At 35.1% G+C, this 18,543-nt stretch carries 21 protein-coding genes; 13 read left to right on the forward strand and 8 right to left on the reverse strand.

What is annotated here, in order from left to right; translation table 11 throughout:
- The first annotated feature begins 6 nt into the window (after nt 1-6).
- Entirely contained in the window at nt 7-1,353 is a 1,347-nt protein-coding gene (locus F6U93_RS06605; protein WP_150938065.1) for a dihydroorotase, read from the forward strand.
- Entirely contained in the window at nt 1,350-1,799 is a 450-nt protein-coding gene (locus tag F6U93_RS06610; RefSeq protein WP_150938067.1) for a DUF4296 domain-containing protein, read from the forward strand. The genes F6U93_RS06605 and F6U93_RS06610 overlap by 4 nt, the downstream gene beginning before the upstream one ends.
- A 3-nt stretch (nt 1,800-1,802) precedes the next feature.
- Here the strand turns inward: F6U93_RS06610 and F6U93_RS06615 are convergent, their stop codons facing one another.
- On the reverse strand, nt 1,803-2,807 hold the full coding sequence (locus tag F6U93_RS06615) for an NAD-dependent epimerase/dehydratase family protein (protein WP_150938069.1): 1,005 nt from the start codon (nt 2,805-2,807) through the stop codon (nt 1,803-1,805).
- Nucleotides 2,808-2,893: 86 nt separating this feature from the next.
- On the opposite strand from F6U93_RS06615, the gene tyrS reads away from it, so the two are divergent.
- Complete coding sequence (gene tyrS, locus F6U93_RS06620) at nt 2,894-4,192, forward strand: tyrosine--tRNA ligase (protein WP_150938070.1); 1,299 nt, start codon at nt 2,894-2,896, stop codon at nt 4,190-4,192.
- Between the two features lie 326 nt (nt 4,193-4,518).
- On the opposite strand, the gene F6U93_RS06625 is transcribed toward tyrS, so the two are convergent.
- Nucleotides 4,519-5,496, reverse strand: coding sequence for a LuxE/PaaK family acyltransferase (locus F6U93_RS06625; RefSeq protein ID WP_150938072.1), 978 nt, complete (start codon nt 5,494-5,496; stop codon nt 4,519-4,521).
- A gap of 92 nt (nt 5,497-5,588) precedes the next feature.
- Nucleotides 5,589-5,930, reverse strand: a complete 342-nt coding sequence (locus F6U93_RS06630; RefSeq protein WP_150938075.1) for a T9SS type A sorting domain-containing protein — start codon at nt 5,928-5,930, stop codon at nt 5,589-5,591.
- Nucleotides 5,931-6,122: 192 nt separating this feature from the next.
- Here F6U93_RS06630 and F6U93_RS06635 point away from each other — a divergent pair, with 192 nt between their 5' ends.
- The gene (locus F6U93_RS06635) at nt 6,123-6,803 is read left to right on the forward strand and encodes a response regulator transcription factor (RefSeq protein ID WP_150938077.1); all 681 of its coding nucleotides are present in this window, start codon (nt 6,123-6,125) and stop codon (nt 6,801-6,803) included.
- A complete protein-coding gene (locus F6U93_RS06640) occupies nt 6,803-7,846 on the forward strand; it encodes a sensor histidine kinase (RefSeq protein WP_150938079.1) in 1,044 nt (347 codons plus the stop codon). Before F6U93_RS06635 ends, F6U93_RS06640 begins: the two co-directional genes overlap by 1 nt.
- On the opposite strand, the gene F6U93_RS06645 is transcribed toward F6U93_RS06640, so the two are convergent.
- A complete protein-coding gene (locus F6U93_RS06645; protein WP_150938081.1) occupies nt 7,829-8,875 on the reverse strand; it encodes a glycosyltransferase in 1,047 nt (348 codons plus the stop codon). The genes F6U93_RS06640 and F6U93_RS06645 overlap by 18 nt on opposite strands.
- Before the next feature lie 278 nt (nt 8,876-9,153).
- On the opposite strand from F6U93_RS06645, the gene trmB reads away from it, so the two are divergent.
- Genes trmB through F6U93_RS06660 form a run of 3 tightly spaced genes read left to right on the forward strand, consistent with a single transcriptional unit; the run spans nt 9,154 to nt 10,792 of the window.
- A complete protein-coding gene (gene trmB, locus F6U93_RS06650; protein WP_150938082.1) occupies nt 9,154-9,828 on the forward strand; it encodes a tRNA (guanosine(46)-N7)-methyltransferase TrmB in 675 nt (224 codons plus the stop codon).
- A 2-nt stretch (nt 9,829-9,830) separates the two neighbouring features.
- The gene (locus F6U93_RS06655) at nt 9,831-10,460 is read left to right on the forward strand and encodes a LysE family translocator (RefSeq protein WP_225312596.1); all 630 of its coding nucleotides are present in this window, start codon (nt 9,831-9,833) and stop codon (nt 10,458-10,460) included.
- Nucleotides 10,460-10,792, forward strand: coding sequence for an MGMT family protein (locus tag F6U93_RS06660; protein ID WP_150938084.1), 333 nt, complete (start codon nt 10,460-10,462; stop codon nt 10,790-10,792). Before F6U93_RS06655 ends, F6U93_RS06660 begins: the two co-directional genes overlap by 1 nt.
- A 4-nt stretch (nt 10,793-10,796) precedes the next feature.
- Here F6U93_RS06660 and F6U93_RS06665 read toward each other — a convergent pair whose 3' ends face one another.
- Nucleotides 10,797-11,186 (reverse strand): hypothetical protein, encoded by a 390-nt coding sequence (locus tag F6U93_RS06665; RefSeq protein ID WP_191963464.1) that lies wholly within the window; start codon nt 11,184-11,186, stop codon nt 10,797-10,799.
- Between the two features lie 462 nt (nt 11,187-11,648).
- Between F6U93_RS06665 and F6U93_RS06670 the strand changes: the two genes are divergently transcribed.
- The 3 genes from F6U93_RS06670 to F6U93_RS06680 all read left to right on the forward strand — a co-directional run bounded on the left by F6U93_RS06670 (nt 11,649) and on the right by F6U93_RS06680 (nt 13,567).
- Entirely contained in the window at nt 11,649-12,785 is a 1,137-nt protein-coding gene (locus tag F6U93_RS06670) for an Mrp/NBP35 family ATP-binding protein (protein ID WP_150938088.1), read from the forward strand.
- Between the two features lie 3 nt (nt 12,786-12,788).
- Nucleotides 12,789-13,031, forward strand: a complete 243-nt coding sequence (locus tag F6U93_RS06675) for a NifU family protein (RefSeq protein ID WP_150938090.1) — start codon at nt 12,789-12,791, stop codon at nt 13,029-13,031.
- Nucleotides 13,032-13,237: 206 nt separating this feature from the next.
- Nucleotides 13,238-13,567 (forward strand): 2Fe-2S iron-sulfur cluster-binding family protein, encoded by a 330-nt coding sequence (locus F6U93_RS06680; protein ID WP_150938093.1) that lies wholly within the window; start codon nt 13,238-13,240, stop codon nt 13,565-13,567.
- A gap of 105 nt (nt 13,568-13,672) precedes the next feature.
- On the opposite strand, the gene F6U93_RS06685 is transcribed toward F6U93_RS06680, so the two are convergent.
- The 3 genes from F6U93_RS06685 to F6U93_RS06695 form a co-directional block, all read right to left on the reverse strand.
- The gene (locus F6U93_RS06685) at nt 13,673-14,110 is read right to left on the reverse strand and encodes a hypothetical protein (RefSeq protein WP_150938094.1); all 438 of its coding nucleotides are present in this window, start codon (nt 14,108-14,110) and stop codon (nt 13,673-13,675) included.
- Nucleotides 14,111-14,330: 220 nt separating this feature from the next.
- Entirely contained in the window at nt 14,331-14,603 is a 273-nt protein-coding gene (locus F6U93_RS06690) for a hypothetical protein (RefSeq protein WP_150938097.1), read from the reverse strand.
- Nucleotides 14,604-14,681: 78 nt separating this feature from the next.
- Nucleotides 14,682-15,926, reverse strand: coding sequence for a 3-deoxy-D-manno-octulosonic acid transferase (locus tag F6U93_RS06695; protein ID WP_150938099.1), 1,245 nt, complete (start codon nt 15,924-15,926; stop codon nt 14,682-14,684).
- Nucleotides 15,927-16,151: 225 nt separating this feature from the next.
- On the opposite strand from F6U93_RS06695, the gene F6U93_RS06700 reads away from it, so the two are divergent.
- Nucleotides 16,152-17,285, forward strand: coding sequence for a DegT/DnrJ/EryC1/StrS family aminotransferase (locus F6U93_RS06700; protein ID WP_150938101.1), 1,134 nt, complete (start codon nt 16,152-16,154; stop codon nt 17,283-17,285).
- On the forward strand, nt 17,278-18,297 hold the full coding sequence (galE, locus tag F6U93_RS06705; RefSeq protein ID WP_150938103.1) for a UDP-glucose 4-epimerase GalE: 1,020 nt from the start codon (nt 17,278-17,280) through the stop codon (nt 18,295-18,297). The genes F6U93_RS06700 and galE overlap by 8 nt, the downstream gene beginning before the upstream one ends.
- The last annotated feature ends 246 nt before the right edge of the window (nt 18,298-18,543 follow it).

Below are 18,543 nucleotides of genomic sequence, written 5' to 3' on the forward strand. Positions count from 1 at the left end.
AAACCAATGAAAGAGAAAACTACACTAATAAAAAACGCGAAAATTGTTAATGAAGGTAAAGTTTTTAGCGGAGATATATTAATTGAAGGTGAGTACATCAAACAAATTGACTCGTCTATAAGCGCTAAATCTGCCGATGTGAATATTGTTGATGCCGAAGGTAAATATGTTTTGCCAGGGGTAATTGATGATCAAGTGCATTTTAGAGAGCCAGGCTTAACAGAAAAAGCAACAATTGCAACCGAATCAAAGGCAGCGATAGCTGGAGGGATCACCTCTTTTATAGAAATGCCAAATACCAATCCTCAAACTACGACGATTGAAAAGTTAGAAGAAAAATTTGCTATAGCTGCTGAAACCTCTTCTGCAAACTATTCGTTTATGTTTGGTGGTACCAATGATAATTTAGAAGAAGTTTTAAAGGTTGATAAAACCAATGTGGCTGGGTTAAAGTTGTTCTTGGGGTCGTCAACAGGAAATATGCTTGTTGATAACCCAGAGGTTTTAGAGAAAATTTTTAGTAGTACCGATTTATTAATTTCTGTACACTGTGAAGATGAAGGCACGATTAAAGCCAACTTTAAAAAGTATCATGACGAGTATGGTGATGATATTCCGGTGAAGTTTCATCCTGAAATTAGAAGTGAAGAAGCCTGTTATCTGTCCTCTTCAAAAGCTATAGAATTGGCTAAAAAAACTGGAGCACGCTTACATATTTTTCACCTGTCTACAGGAAAGGAAACTAGTTTGTTTTCAAACAAAATTCCTCTAAAGGATAAAAAAATAACAGCCGAAGTTTGTGTGCACCACCTATGGTTTTCTGATGAAGATTATGAAAAAAAAGGTACCTTAATTAAATGGAATCCTGCGGTTAAGAAAAAATCAGATAGAGAGCAGCTTTGGAAGGCCTTGTTAGATGGTAGAATTGATGTGATTGCCACTGATCATGCACCACATACTAAAGAAGAGAAAGATAATGTTTATACTAAGGCACCTTCTGGTGGACCGCTTGTTCAACATGCTTTACCTGCTTTATTGGAAATGTATCACCGCGGTAAAATCTCCATTGAAAAAGTCGTAGAAAAAATGTGTCATAATCCAGCGATTTTATTTCAAGTTGAAAAACGTGGTTATATTAAAGAAGGTTATTTTGCCGATCTCGTTTTAGTAGATTTAAATAATCCTTGGACCGTTACAAAAGATAATATTTTATATAAGTGTGGTTGGTCACCTTTTGAAGGGACTACTTTCAAATCTAGAATTACTCATACTTTTTTAAACGGAAGTTTGGTGTATCAAAATGCTGAATTTAAAGATGTAAAAGCTGCAAAACGATTAACGTTTACAAGATGATTTTAAAACGCATAATATTATGTTTAGGAATATTGCTGTCGGTTTTGGCATGCAAGCGATTTAATGGTCCTGAAAAGCCTGAAAATTTAATTCCTGAAGATAAAATGGTTGCCATTTTAATAGATTCGAAGTTATTGACTTCGGCCAATTCAGCCAATAAAAAAGTGATGCGTGATAGTATGGTAGATGTAAATAATTATGTTTACAAGAAATATAATATTGACAGTTTGCAATTTGCTGAAAGTAATGCTTATTATGCCTTTCATGTCGAGGTATATGATGCTATTTATACAAAGGCTATTGATAGTTTAGAAAACCTTCATGAGGCCTTAAAGGCTCAGCAGGCTGAAGAATGGAAGTCGCACACAAAAGATGCCGAGGAATCAATAAAAAAAAGAGTGCAAGTAAAAGATACTTTAGAATTACCAAAGCACCTTAAAAAGTAAAGCTTACTTGTTAAGATAATGCTTCCCGGTTTCTGAAATAGATTGATTAACGGCTTTAAATTTATAATTTAAGGCGGTTTTTATTTTATTGCTGTTGTAGTTTGTTATCGTGTCTAATGAGCTGGCTAAGTGTTTTGTGAGTTGGCGCTCTTTTCCTGCAAGTTTACGTTTGAGCCAGTCTAATCGCCAAGCGATATTTAGTAATTTTTTAGAGGCTAGTTTTTTGGGTGCTTCGGCATTTACCGATTGGGCAAGAGTTTCTAGGAAGATTTTGTAGGGGATGTTTTCAGAGACTAAAATAAAACGCTCATTTTTAATCGGGCTATTGGTAAGTGAGATCATGATAGCCACAACATCTCCTACATCAACTAGAGCTACCGTGCCAGCGGTATAATATTTAAAACCTTTTTGTGCTTTTTTAAACAAGTGGCCAGTGCCTTTGTTCCAAATACCAGGGCCTAAAATCACTCCTGGATTTACAATGACAGCGTCTAACCCTTCTTGAGTACCACGCCAAACTTCCATCTCGGCGCCGTATTTAGTTATGGCATAAACATTATTGTCATCTTCGGGATTCCAAATGGTGTCTTCAGTTATAGGGGCTTGGTTTAAAGTACTTCCCAGTGTAGCAACGGAGCTAACGTAGCAAAATTTTTCAACCGAATGGCTCAGTGCAAAGTTTACCAAATTAGCCGTGCCTTCAATATTCGTTTGTCGTAAGAGCTGATAGTTTTTGGGGTCAAAGGAAACTAAAGCAGCGCAATGGTAAACCTGCGTGATGTCTTTAAATGCATCTGTTAAAGCTGGAATATCTAAAATATCAGCGTTAACCCATTCAATCTTATTAAAAAGAGCTTCAGAATTTTCAGAATAACAAGAAAAAACATTTTTTGTATGCGTCTTCTTTTCCTCATTCCTGAAAATGGCTCTCACGTTTTGTTTGTCGCTGACAAGTTTGTAAAGTAAATGTGCGCCAACCAAACCAGTTCCTCCTGTTACTAAAATCATGGAACTAAAATAAAGAATTATTCATAATTGCTCCCTTATTATGCTTGTATTTTTATCTTTGCCTAGGTTTTTAAAATTGAGCTAAAATGACAAAGAATTTTGTTGAAGAATTAACATGGAGAGGCATGATCCAAGACAGTATGCCTGGAACAGAAGAACATTTATTAGAAGCTATGCGTATGGCTTACGTGGGTATTGATCCTACGGCAGACTCTCTGCATATTGGACATCTAGTAGGTGTTATGGGGTTAAGGCATTTTCAATTAGCTGGCCATAAACCTGTTGCTCTTGTAGGTGGAGCTACAGGGATGATTGGTGACCCGTCAGGGAAATCGGCCGAACGTAATTTGCTTAATGAAGAAACCTTAAGACACAATCAAAACGCGATTAAAGAACAATTATCTCGTTTTTTAGATTTTGATAGTGATGCGGAAAACGCTGCAATTTTGGTAAATAACTACGATTGGATGAAGGAGTTTTCATTCTTAGAATTTATTCGTGATGTGGGTAAGCATATTACCGTAAATTATATGATGGCTAAAGATTCTGTAAAGAAACGTTTGTCTTCCGAGTCATCGGTAGGGATGAGTTTTACAGAATTCACCTATCAATTGGTTCAGGGTTATGACTTTTTGCACTTATACCGTGACCAAAAATGTACGCTTCAAATGGGTGGTAGTGACCAATGGGGTAACATTACCACAGGAACGGAGTTAATTCGTCGTGTCGATGCAGGTAAAGGTTACGCTTTAACATGGCCTTTAATCACTAAAGCTGACGGCACAAAATTCGGAAAAACTGAGGGTGGTAACATTTGGCTTGACGCCGAAAGAACTTCCCCTTATAAATTTTACCAATATTGGTTAAATACCAGTGATGTTGATGCTGAAAAGTATATCAAAATTTTCACCTTTTTAACTAGAGAAGATATAGAATCTTTAATTGAAACGCATAAAGAAGCACCGCATTTACGCGCTTTACAAAAACGTTTAGCAGAAGAGATGACTACAATGGTGCACTCTAAGGAAGATTTAGATAACGCGATTAAAGCCAGTAGTATTTTATTCGGAAAATCAACGAGTGAAGATTTAAAAGCGCTTAATGAAAAAACATTTTTGGATGTTTTTGATGGGGTGCCTCAAACGCAAATCGCTAAAGCGGAAGTTGAAAACGGTCTCGATATTATTGGGGCGCTTGCTGAAAAAGGAGGGTTTTTAAAATCTAACGGTGAAGCGAGACGTGCATTAAAAGAAAACTCAATTTCTGTAAATAAAGAAAAAGTGAAAGACGATTATCAAATTACCACAGCAGATTTAATCAACAATAAATTTGTGCTTTTACAACGTGGTAAAAAGAATTACTTCGTTTTGCAAGTGGTGGATTAGATTGAAAGTTTTTTAGAAAGTATCATTATTAAAAAGGCCTGATTTTTTAAAATCAGGCCTTCTTGTTTTAACCAATAATACCAATTTAACTGTATAATGTCGTATTTATAATTTGAATTATTTTTTGCTCATATGAAATAGAAAATTTAAGCATAGCATTAGCTACGGTTTAATTTTATATTGAAATATGGGCGAAAAAGAAACAAATTATATGCGACATTATATGGTTAAAATGGTATAGATATAATTTTTCTTTTTCTATCTGTTCTTTAGTCGTATAGAATTAGGTGACTTTACACCGAAGCGCTGTTTTTTAATTAATTTTTTTATAACACCATCAAATTACACCCACGAATATCAGAGTTGTCAAAACGGCCAATAACCTCAAAAGAGCCATCTGCACCTATACGACCTAAATCTTGGGTCGCTATAAAGGAGCACGAGTTTATGTTGGCTAAATCGATGATGTTTAATCCGCCAGCTTTTCCTGGTTCTTGAATACTTAGGGCGTCTTCAGTGTCGCGGGTTAAAACTTTCATCCAAGGAGGGCAATCAAAAATACCATGGCCTTTAGAGTAGGCCTGACTTAAAAGTTCGGTCATGCCGTATTCGCTGTGAATGGTTTCAACACCAAAACCTTGTTTTAAAATGGCGTGAAGTTCATGGCGAATAAGTTCTTTGCGTTTGCCTTTCATGCCTCCGGTTTCCATGATAATGGTGTTTTTCAGTTGAAACTTAAACGATTCTACCAAATCCAACAAAGCAAAAGACACCCCGATTAAAAGGATTTTTTTACCTTCAGCATCTAACTTAATCAATTGTTCTTTTAATTCCGATAGGTTATTTAAATAGAAACCACTTTCGGGATGTTTAGAGGTTTTTATCATGGCATCAACCATGTGAATTAATGACGACCCTTGTCGTTCTAAATATGAGGGTAATAAACCTAGAATCACGTAGTCTTCAATGTTTCCGTAGAATTGCTCAAAACCTTGCGTAAAACTCGTATTGTAGAGTTCTATGTTAGTAACATGGTGTTTACTCGTTTCGCTTCCTGTGGTTCCTGAGCTCGTAAAAGTGGCTTGAATTTCGGCTTTAGAACTTAAAACATCTCGTGTTTTAAAAAACTGAATAGGTAAAAACGGAATGTCGTTTATTGATTTAACTTCTGCAGGGTGCTTGTATAATAAATCGCAAAAAGACCGATAAACCCTGTTGTTTTCAAACTGAAATCTAAAAACTTTCAGCGCTAAGCTTTCAAATTCAGCATTGTTTTTTATGTCGAAAATAGTGTTTGTGTCCATTGTTATTTAATAAAGCACTAAAGTATGTAAAATAAAAAAGCGTTGCTAGAGGCAACGCTTATAAATGCTTTTGATTTTCAGTATGAAGTATCTTATTTAATAACCAGTTTACGTGTTTCGCTAAACTCGTTTTCGGTTATCTTTAGGATGTAAATGCCTTTGTTTAACTGGGAAATATTCAATTCTCGACCACTAAGTTTTGTTGCAAATAAACGCTTGCCCAGCACATTGTAAATTTCAATGTTTTTAGTGGCGTTCATCGTTGAGACGATATTGATATAAGTTGTTTGAGAATTTACGGGATTTGGGTAAATGTTTAATCCAGGTATATTTTCTTCTACAGACGAAAATGCTCCCTTATTTTGCGCTTCAGTAGGGAAGGCTAAAAGCAAGGAAAATGCAATAAATAAAAAGAAAAAGTATTTTTTTTTCATCTGTTTTGTTTGGTAGTACAAAGGTAGTATTTTACAGCAAAATTGATGCCGTATTTTTGTTAAAAATCTAGGGTATTCGGGTGCAATTTAAATTTTTGTAACACTATTGTTATCTTAATGTTATTAATAATGTAATTTTCCTTAGATTGTGTTAATAGCTTTATCTTTACCTCGACAAATGTCGTATATATAATGAAAAAAAAGGATATTAAAATTTTACTGGTTGATGATGAACCAGATATTTTAGAGATTGTTGGATATAATTTATCTAGCGAAGGTTATCAAGTTATTACTGCTGAAAACGGACAAGAAGGTGTTAAGAAGGCGAAGAAAGAATTGCCACACTTAATCATCTTAGATGTGATGATGCCAGAAATGGATGGTATTGAAGCTTGTGAAATCATCAGAAAAAATCCTGATTTAAAAAATACCATTGTTACCTTTTTAACTGCTAGAGGTGAAGATTATTCTCAGGTTGCTGGTTTTGATGCTGGTGCCGATGATTATATCACCAAACCTATCAAGCCGAAAGTTTTAATGAGTAAGGTAAAAGCACTTTTAAGACGCTTTAAAGAGGAAGATGTTGCTGATACTATGAAAATAGGAAGCTTAGTCATTAACCGCGACGAGTATAAAATTACGTCTAAAGGTGTTGAAATCGTTTTACCTCGTAAAGAGTTTGAATTGCTATCATTATTAGCTTCTAAACCAGGAAAAGTTTTTAAAAGAGACGAGATTCTTGATGCGGTTTGGGGTAATGAAGTCGTAGTTGGTGGTAGAACTATTGACGTTCACATTAGAAAGCTTCGTGAAAAATTAGGTGATGAAAGTTTTAAAACCATTAAAGGGGTTGGATACAAGTTTGTAGATTAATGCCTTCTCAGTTTAAGAAATCATATCGTTTTTCGGCAAGAACATCGCTTTCCATAACTTTGTTTACAACACTCGTTTTGAGTGTTTTTTTGCATTATTTAGGTGGTCTTCAGTGGTATTGGTTACTCGTGTTTAGCTTAGTTGTGTTTTCATTTTCTTTTGTGATTATTCAGTATAATGTAGAGCGTTATATTTATAATCGTATTAAGAAAATATACGATGAATTAACACTTTTAGAATCGACACGATTAACTAAGGGACCAATCACCACCAATATAAAAACGCTTACCGAAGACATCGATCGCTATGCGAAAGAAAAAAAGATTGAAATTGAATCCCTTCGTGTAAGAGAAGAATACCGAAAAGAATTTATTGGTAATGTTTCCCATGAGTTGAAAACGCCGTTGTTTACAGTGCAAGGTTATATTTTGACCTTGTTAGATGGGGCTTCTGAGAATAAAGAACTTCGAGAAAAATATTTAGCACGTGCCAGTAAGGGTATCGAGAGGCTAGGTTTTATCATTAAGGATTTAGATATGATCACCAAATTAGAAGTTGGTGATTTAAGGTTAGAACCAGAAGTTTTTGATATCATCGAATTAACCAAACAGGTGTTTGATATGTTAGAAATGAAGGCTAATAAAAAAGATATTACTTTAGCTTTTGACCGAAAATATTCAGTGCCTGTTTTAGTACGTGCCGATAAAGAGCGTATTCAACAGGTTTTGGCGAATTTAATGGTAAACTCTATTAAGTACGGAAGCGAAAGAGGTACCACCGAAGTCAGTATAGAAAACCTCATTAAGAATAAAGTCATTGTACGAATCACTGATAATGGAGAAGGTATTGAAAAAGTACACCTACCGCGATTATTTGAGCGTTTTTACCGCGTAGATAAAAGTGGCTCACGACGAGAAGGTGGTTCTGGATTAGGCTTGTCTATTGTTAAGCATATACTTGAAGCCCACCGCGAAAAAATTTACGTTGAAAGTGAGTCCGGAATTGGAAGCGAATTTTCTTTTACTCTAGAAAAGGCTGAATAAGCTTTTGTAGTCTGGGGCATAATCAAAGGCTTTTAAACCTTCAAAGGCAATGACATCCTCTAGTTTTTCAATAGTAAAATCATCTTGATTACAGGTTGGAACCATACTAAGTTCCCAAAGTCGTTTTGCTAAATATTCTTGTTCAAATTGCCCGGGCGTAGGGATGAAAAAAGCTTTTTTATTGAGTTTCGCCAAATCCATCACCGTAGTATAGCCTGATCGTGATAGAATTAAAGCACTTTCGCTAATGGTTTTTTCGAGCATGGCTGAAGTCATAAAATTGTAAATACTAATGTTTCCAAAACATTCCGTGGTTTGTTCTGCTTGCATTTGGCCTTTTACAAAAACAACCTTACCCTGATAATTTTTAAGTTCAGCTAAGAGTTTTTCTTCTAAAAATGTACGCTGTGGTTCTGGACCTGAAAGTAGTACCAACAAATCATTCTTTATTACAGCGTTGTTTGAGGTAAATCTGCTTAACGGACCAATATATTCTGTTGGAATGTCAAATGATTTTACGTGTCCTAATTTGCCACTTAAATTAATTTCACCAGGCACATCTGGTACCCAGCAAACATCAAACTTCTGAATAAATTTTTGATGCATTGTAGTGCTTAGCCATGAGGTGCTTCCGCTTAACACATAGAGTTGGTGTGTGATAAAAACTGAAGGTATTTTTTTATTTCTAACGCCCATGCGGTTGTCTGAGATGATACCTGCAATATCATGGTCTTCCAAGATCTTAGCGATAGCTTTTTTTTCATTTTTTATGGCCTTTAAAAGTTTAGGCGAATCTTTAATAAGTTTCAACTTAAAGTTTTTCCCTTTTTTTGCATAGGTAACATTGTATGAAGGGAGTTCTATAGAGGTTAAAGTTGGGAACTCCTTTTGTAATAGAGCTAAAGCATCGCCATCACTAGCAATAATAGGCATGTAGTTTTGAGCTATTAAGGCGTGGATGATAGGGATGCATCGTGTAGCGTGACCTAGTCCCCAGTTTAGTGGTGCAACTAAAATTTGCTTCTTCATAGGTTGATGTTACATTTTCATATTGCGGTAAGTTAAGTGCTTTTTATCGTTTACAGCAATGCTTGAATTAATTTTTTAGACAGGCTAAGTTCCTGTGAAAGTTTTGATAAAATCAAAGATATAACTATGACCACTCTTTTATATTTCCTTAATTTTATCAAATCTATTTCAAATAATAATTAATTGTTAATTCATTGTTTTAAAATGGCTTAAGTATGTCTTACTTTTGCAAGCTATTATAGCGGTGAAATTAAATAATTATAAATAGTTAGTATACCTTGGGAAGTAAAAATAAACTTAAGCGTTTTAGAGAAAACGAAACATTTTCAAATGTGTTTCAGCCTACTAGAAGTGAACTTGTTGACTCAAAATTCAAGTATAGAGGGCAATGGAGAAAAGAGGTTTTTAAAAATGTTAACCCCTTAGTTCTAGAGCTTGGCTGTGGTAAAGGTGAGTATTCGGTAGCTTTAGCTCAAAAATACCCTAATAAAAACTTTGTAGGTGTAGACATTAAAGGCGCGCGTTTCTGGCGTGGTGCTAAAACAGCGATTGAAGAGCATATTCCTAATGTAGCATTTTTACGTACGCAAATTGAGCTTATTGATCACGCTTTCGCGGAAGGCGAAGTTGATGAAATTTGGATTACTTTCCCTGATCCTCAAATAAAGTATAAACGTACCAAACACCGCATGACTAATGCCGTGTTTTTAGAGCGCTATAAGAAAGTTTTAAAACCAGAAGGTGTGGTAAATCTAAAAACAGATAGTGAATTTATGCACGGTTACACCTTAGGATTATTGCATGGTGCCGGGCATGAGGTGCTTTATGCTAACCACAATGTCTACAAACAAGAGGGGAGTCCTGAAGAAGTGACTTCAATTCAAACGTATTACGAGTCTCAGTATTTAGAGCAAAACAAACCGATTACTTATATCCGATTTAAAATTAAGTAATTGTGGGGGATGCTGTTATTTTTTTATTGGGCTTTGTCTTTGCTATGTTAGCGGTTGTGCCGCCAGGATTACTGAATATGACAGCAGCAAAAATCAGCTTAAATGAGGGACATGTTCGTGGTATTATGTTTGCTATGGGAGCTTGCTTGGTGGTGCTTTTCCAAACTTATATCGCTACACTTTTAGCACGTTATTTAAGTGAAAATCCCGACGTTGTTGATGTGCTAAGACAGGTAGCAGCAGGTATTTTTATAATAATTACGATATATTTTTTATTTATAGCCAAAGGAACCCCTAAAAAGCAGGTAGATCCCAAAATAAAAAGTAAACATAGTCGCTTTTTTCAAGGTATGTTTATGTCTGTTTTAAATGTTTTTCCTGTGCCTTTTCAGTCTTATATGACGGTAACTTTGTCATCATATGGCCTTATGGATTTTGAACCCATAAGCATTATATCTTATGTATCGGGCGCTGTAATAGGGTCTTTTGTGGTGCTATACGCCTATATTTTCTTCTTTGAAAAAATAAAAGGAAAAACCATAACCTCGCAAAAAAATATGAACCTGATCATAGGAGGCATCACTGGAGTTATTTCGGTAGTCACACTGCTAAATATTTATTTTAGAAGTTAATGAAGCCGGAAACACTCAATTTTTTCGAACGTGTGTATGAAGTTGCTAAAAAAATCCCCTACGGAAGGGTAACAAGTTACGGAGCAATTGCTGTGTATCTAGGCGCTCAGCGCGGAGCAAGAATGGTTGGGTACGCTATGAATAATGCGCACGGGAAAGACGTACCTGCACACCGTGTTGTGAACCGAAAAGGGTTGCTAACGGGCAAGCATCATTTTGAAGGCACCAATTTAATGCAACAGCTTCTAGAGAATGAAGGTGTTGAGGTTGTTGAAAACCAAATTCAGAATTTTGATGATGTCTTTTGGAGTCCTTCTGAAGCATTACATTAAATTTTTAGCTTGATTTTAAATTAGGCGTAATTGAAAGTGATTTTTTCTTTCGCGCTGAAACATTCAGAATTTTATCTAAAAGGTCAATTTCATTCTTAAAGAGCGTCTTTTTTAATGCCTGCATTTCATTTTCCATCTGCTTTTTTATAATTTTCTTCAGATTACTAGTGAAGGACAAATTGAAAGTCTTTTTGTAAAGGTAAACGTGATTTGCGAGTATTATTTCATCATCGGCAATACAGATTGAAACTTGATTTTTTTCATCCAATAGATAGTATTCATCAGAAATTGGAGAAATTAATTTTTTAATAGATGAGTCTTCCGAATAGTTCTTTATAATATCAATTATGAATTTACAATCTTCTCGGGTCGCCTTACTGTCAAATTTAAACATCTTAAACATAATGAGTTATATTAAACTGTTATTATGTAGGTGTCTTAGACTTAAAAAGTCTATGCTAATATCAATAACTTCAACATACGATTAGGGAGAATATTGAAAACATGCTATTGTACTAGATTGAGCCTTACTAAGATACGAAATTTCAGCAAGAAATATGTTATGCGTACATAAAAAAAAGGTTTCTTCAATGTTTTACGATATACGACTTTTTTGAGCCGATGAAATTCACATGTTGTAAGTTGAATAAGCCTAAAAAGGGCCTGATTTATCAGCTTTTTGTCTTTCTTTTTGGTGGTTTCTTTAAAAAATTGAGACCCGTTTATAGTAATTTGAATATAAAAAACACTGCTTTATAACATTACTGCTATGTTAATTATAAGCAAATCTTATAGAAGCCGGTTTCCGTCTTAACGCATTATTAATTATCTTTGCACCTAGAATTAAACGCAATAGATGAAGCTTAATAAAAAAGATATATTAACCGCACTTGAAAGTATTACAGTTCCTGGTGAAGGACAAAATATGGTGGAAAGTGGAGCGGTTAAAAACGTAGTGACTTTTGGTGATGAAGTTATCGTTGAAATAACCATCAACAACCCGAGTTTACAAGCAAAAAAACGTACTGAAGTCGATATTTTGAAAACCATCCATGAGAAGGTTTACGAAAAGGCTAAAATTACGGTAAACGTTAAAGTAGATGCGCCTGAAAAACCAAAAGCAAATGTAATCAAAGGGAAGCCAGTACCTGGAATTAATAATATTATTGCTGTAGCATCAGGAAAAGGTGGTGTAGGGAAATCTACGGTAACGGCAAATTTAGCGGTGTCTTTAGCTAAGATGGGGTTTAAAGTAGGGGTTCTAGATGCCGATATTTACGGGCCATCTATTCCAATTATGTTTGATGTGGTAGCAGAGAAACCTTTAGCAGTTAATGTGGAAGGGAAATCTAAAATGAAGCCTATCGAAAACTACGGTGTTAAAGTTTTATCTATCGGTTTTTTCACCCAACCTAACCAAGCGGTGGTTTGGAGAGGGCCTATGGCAGCTAAGGCTTTAAATCAGATGATTTTTGATGCCCATTGGGGAGAATTAGATTTCTTATTATTAGACTTGCCTCCTGGAACGGGTGATATTCATTTAAGTATCATGCAATCGCTTCCTATCACGGGGTCGGTTATTGTTAGTACCCCGCAGAATGTGGCTTTAGCAGATGCTAAAAAAGGTGTAGCGATGTTTCAACAAGAGAGTATCAATGTGCCTGTATTAGGATTGATTGAAAATATGGCGTACTTTACACCGGCAGAATTACCAGATAATAAGTATTTTATCTTTGGAAAGGAAGGTGCTAAAAATTTGGCTTTAGATTTAAAAGTACCATTCTTAGGTGAAATTCCGTTAGTACAAAGTATTAGAGAAGCAGGTGATATTGGTCGTCCAGCAGCTTTGCAAACTGATACCCCTTTAGAAAAAGCATTTGAGAAAATTACTCAGAATGTGGTTCAAGAAGTTGTTAAAAGAAATGATGATTTACCGCCTACAGAGGCTATAAAAATAACAACAATGGCTGGTTGTTCAGCGGTTAAAAAATAAAATATGACATCAGAAGAGTTAAAAATTAATGTTGAAAAAGCACTCGAAGAGATTCGTCCTTTTTTACAAAGTGATGGCGGTGATATATCATTGCTTTCAATTGAAGATGATAGTGTGGTTAAAGTGCGTTTAGAAGGTGCTTGTGTTGGGTGTAGTGTGAATCAAATGACACTTAAATCTGGTGTAGAAATGACCATTAAGAAATATGCCCCTCAAATTGAGCAGGTTATTAATATAGAAGGTTAGTTTAAAGAATAACTGTAAAAGTTATATTTAAATTGTGACTTCAATGCAAAAGGGTTTCTAAAAAATATAGAATTTTAAAAATTTAATATTTTTTAGAAACTTTTTTTAATTAGGGTCTTAAAATTTATTAAAATCAAGGTACTTCGTTTAAATTTGTGTCATTAAAAAATTAAGGAGCTTAAGTTAAAGCGAATAAAAATTAAGTGATGGAAGATATTAATATCAAAATAACAGATAGAGATGGCGTAACACACGAGATTGTTGCCCCAACAGATATGGCAATGAATCTTATGGAGGTGGTAAGGTCTTATGAATTAGCACCTGAAGGAACTATTGGTGTTTGTGGTGGTATGGCGATGTGTGCCTCTTGTCAGTGTTACGTTCTTAGCGATACAGACTTGCCTGAAATGGGAGATGATGAAGAAGCGATGCTTTCAGAAGCTTTTGATGTTAAAGATAACAGCCGCTTAGGTTGTCAAATTCAAATGACACCAGAAATGGAAGGTCTTGAGGTTGAATTAGCTCCAGAAAGTTAATAGTTATTGAGTAGCAAAAGTCGGAAGTTTAGTCCTACATATAGGTATAGAAAAGCCCCTAATTTATAGGGGCTTTTCTATACTTAAAATTAATTGATTTAAGGCTTATTTTGTAGAGATCTTTAAGTTTGGATCAATTTTAGTAAGTGAATCTTCTAGTTTTTTAACACTAGCCTCAACTTCATCTTGGTGACCTGAAAAAGTCTTAGATCCAGTAAGTACTTTTCCCATTACGGTATAAGAGTACACTACTTCAACAGTTTCAGTATCTTTAACATCGCCGTTAGAACCGTCTTCTGTTAACTCTACATTGTCAGTTGAACCTCCTGAAACTTTAGTTGATCCAGTTGCTGGTGTAGCTTCAGCCTCAGTCTCAGTGTCTTCAGTAGCTTCTTCTACGACAACTTCTTCCTCTACAACAACAACTTCTTCAGTCGTGTCTTCTGATGACGATGCTTCGTCAGCTTTTGCATTATCTTTACAAGATGTAAAAGAAACAAGTAAAGCTGCAAGCGCTAAAGAACTTAAAAATGATTTTTTCATGATTTTGGATTTTGTATTAATGAATTGATTATTAGTTATGACGAATTTAACAACTTTTTAGGATATACTACGCACTTGTATGTGTTTTTTTGCGAGTAAAAGCAATAAAATCCCATAGCTGGGGCTTGTCCTTACACGTCTTTATGTTTGTCTAAAGTGGATATATTGTTTGTTTAAAACAAGTGTATTATGGCTGTTGTAAGCTAAATACTTAGATTTTTTATTCTAAATCTTTTTTTACTTTATCAGAAGTTTCTTCTATAGCGTCTTCTGTGGCATCAGCTGCATTTTTTATAGCATCTCCTGTAGCATCTACGGCATTTTCAACAGCTTCCTTCGTGGCATCAGCTGCATCCTCAATCGCTTCCTCAGTTTTGTCTGCAGACTCGTGTATGGCGTCATTAGCAGAATCAGCTTTCTTAGAATCTCTACATGATGTGAAACTTAAACTTAAAATGATAACTAAAACGGTGTTTAAAATTACTTTTTTCATTTTTACTGGTTTTGATGTTATTTATTAGTTTTAATGTAATTAATCATACTTGACATTACGTTATCAACGTATTAAACGCTATAATATACGTAGATAATTTAAAACTTGGACTACGGCACCTGTATTCTTTTTAATGAAAGCCTCGTTTTTATGACCGGCTTCAAGCCGAATATCCTTATTTGAAATGAGTTTGCCAAGGATCTCATTAAAAGCTTTTTGATTGGAAATTGAGAACATCCCACCATGGTCGATAAGGGCTTTCGCTTCTGGAAATTTGTCAAAGTGATTGCCTATAATTATAGGTATGCCAAAAACAGCTGGTTCCAAGGTATTGTGTAGTCCCGTTGATCCTAGAGCACCTCCTACATAAGCAATATCAGCATAACTGTAAATCTTTGTCAGGAGACCTATGGTGTTTACAATAAATACTTTGGCTTCAGATAATTTGTGATTTTCCATTTCTGAAAATAAAACTGTAGGCACTTGAAGCTGCCTTTGAAGTTGCTCTATTTTTTCAGCCTTCATTTGATGTGGAGCAATGATGAATTTTAAATCTTTATCAGCTTGCTCATTAATGAAATTAATTAACATAGATTCTCCTTCCGACCAAGTGCTTCCGGCAATAATACATAACTTTTGATCTTTAAATTCTGCAATAAAATCTAAGGTGTTGTCTATGTCTAGCTGACTGGTCACACGATCGTAACGGGTGTCCCCAGAAACGGTGACCTTGTCGTAGTTTATACTGTTTAATAATGCTTTAGAACTTTCGTTTTGGGTGAAAATATGTTCAAAAGCAAATAATGCTTCACGAAGTGGTTTGCCATACCATTTAAAAAATGATTGATTTTCTCTAAAAGCAGCTGATATTAAAATGGCACGTTGCTTCCTTTTTTTGAGTTCCTTTAAAAATACAGGCCAAATATCATACTTCACAAAAATGGTGAGTTCTGGATTGACAATGTCTAAAAATCGCTTAGCGTTATTTTTGGTGTCTAATGGGAGGTATACCACCACATCGGCAATGGCGGTGTTTTTTCTGATCTCATAACCAGAAGGGGAAAAGAAGCTCAAAACAATTTTATGTGTTTTGTAATGGGTTCTAAGCGCTTTGAAAACTGGAAGTCCCTGTTCGTATTCACCTAATGAAGCGCAGTGAAACCAAAGGGTTTTGTCTGATGGTTTGATTTGCTTTTCTAGGATATTAAAGGTGTTTTTTCGGCCTTCAACCCCTTTTCTGAGTTTATCATTCATTAAAGCGCCACCATGTAGAGCGGCATCAGTAAGTTGTATTCCTATGTTGTAAATTAAGCCCACTATCATTTCTTTATGCTAAAATACGTTTCTTTTAAAATAATTCAGAAGTTATATTTTTAATTGTTGTTAGGAGATGAGGTTCTGTTATAAAAATCACCTTATTATTCCTAAGACTTTGATGCTTAAACAGCAATCATTTTTGTAAATTTGTTGGTTGTGAAGCCGATTAGGGCTTATTTAAAATTTGTCTTTGCTATAGTGTTTTATAGTAGGCATTAATCTTTTTTTTAGATGAAGAAAATTCAAATGGTTGACCTTAAAGGTCAGTATAATGAGATTAAAGATACGGTTAATCCTGCCATACAAGAGGTCATAGAAAATACAGCGTTTATTAACGGACCAAAAGTTCACGATTTCCAAAAAAAATTAGAGAATTATTTAGATGTCAAGCATGTTATCCCATGTGCGAATGGTACAGATGCTTTACAGATTGCTATGATGGGTTTGGGTTTAAAACCTGGTGATGAGGTAATCACTGCTGATTTTACCTTTGCTGCCACTGTGGAGGTGATTGCTTTATTGCAACTAACTCCTGTTTTAGTTGATGTTAATCCAAATGATTTCAACATCAATATTGAAGCCATTAAAAATGCTATTACGCCAAAAACCAAAGCTATTGTTCCTGTGCATTTGTTTGGACAATGTGCTAACATGGAAGCGATCATGGAAATAGCCCAAGCACATGATTTATTTGTCATTGAAGATAATGCTCAAGCTATTGGTGCGAACTACACTTTTAAAGATGGTAGAAAAGTAAAAGCTGGAACCATTGGAAATGTTGGGGCAACCTCATTTTTTCCTTCAAAAAACTTAGGATGTTATGGCGATGGTGGTGCTATTTTTACCAATGATGATGAATTGGCACACACGATTAGAGGTGTTGTCAATCATGGTATGTATGAACGTTATCATCATGATGTTGTTGGTGTGAATTCAAGATTAGATAGTATTCAAGCGGCTGTATTAGATGCGAAGCTACCACTTCTCGATGCTTATAATGCACGCCGAATTGAGGCAGCCAACAAATATGATGCAGCATTTAAAGACATTGATTGTATTGAAATACCTTTCCGTTATGGAGATGTTGATAATCATGTGTTTCATCAATACACCTTAAAAGTTAAGGGTGTTGATCGTGATGCTTTAGTGAAGCATTTAAATGAAAAAGAAATTCCTTGTGGTGTTTATTACCCGATTCCACTTCACAAGCAAAAAGCATATTTGGATGAACGTTATGTGGAATCCAATTTTGAAGTAACCAATCAATTGGTAAAAGAAGTGATATCTTTACCTATGCATACGGAATTAGATAACGAACAAATTAACTATATAACAACAACTATAACTAACTTTATTGATGGATAAAATTTTAGTCACAGGCGGACTGGGATTTATTGGATCCCACACCGTTGTAGAATTACAAAACGAAGGCTACGAAGTCGTAATTATTGATGATTTATCAAACTCATCAGAAAAGGTGTTAGACGGTATTACTACCATTACCGGAAAAACACCGCTTTTTGAAAAATTAGATTTAAAAGACAAAGGGGGCGTTGAAGCTTTCTTTGCTAAACATAATGACATAAAAGGGGTCATTCATTTTGCAGCGAGTAAAGCTGTTGGTGAAAGTGTACAAGAGCCTTTGTTGTATTATGAAAACAATATTGGAACTTTAGTTTACATTCTTAAAGAATTAAAAAAGTTGCCTTCGGCGGCCTTTATTTTTAGTTCTTCATGTACGGTTTATGGTCAGGCTGATGAACTACCAATCACAGAAAATGCACCGGTTAAGCAAGCTGAGTCACCTTATGGTAATACCAAGCAAATTGGTGAAGAAATTATTAAAGATACCTGTAGGGTCGTACCGAACTTAAAAGCTATTGCTTTACGTTATTTTAACCCTGTAGGTGCTCATGAGACTGCTGAAATTGGTGAACTGCCAATTGGTGTGCCTCAAAATTTAGTACCTTTTATTACGCAGACCGCTATAGGGTTACGCGAAGAATTATCTGTTTTTGGAGATGATTATCCAACACCAGATGGTACTTGCATAAGAGATTATATTCATGTGGTTGATTTAGCGAAGGCCCATGTCGTGGCTCTAGGGCGTCTATTGCAAGGTAAAAACAAATCCAATTTTGAAACGTTTAACTTAGGGACAGGAACAGGAAGTTCTGTATTAGAAGTGGTGAAATCTTTTGAGAAAGTTTCAGATGAAAAGTTAAATTATAAAATTGTTGGCAGACGTGAAGGTGATATTATTTCAGCCTATGCCGATACTAATAAAGCTAATGATGAATTGGGTTGGAAAACGACTCTAACTTTAGATGACGCGATGCGTTCCGCCTGGAAATGGGAGCAAAAAGTACGTGGATAAATAATTCTTAAAAAGATTAAAAGTACAGAGAAAAGGTTGCTGAAATTAGCAGCCTTTTTTATTTGATTTATTGACGATTAAAAATGAAGACACCGCATGTCGTATAGAGCGAGGGGGAAGGTTAGTATCTTTGAATAGTTAATTAAAAGTAAAGATTTTTCATAAGTTTAGTTTGGTTAGATTGAGAAGGCTACAAAATGTTTGAAATGACATTATGTAGCCTTTTTTGTGATGTTTTTAATTTGT

It is taken from the genome of Pseudotamlana haliotis (assembly GCF_008806375.1).
Lineage (GTDB): Bacteria > Bacteroidota > Bacteroidia > Flavobacteriales > Flavobacteriaceae > Pseudotamlana > Pseudotamlana haliotis.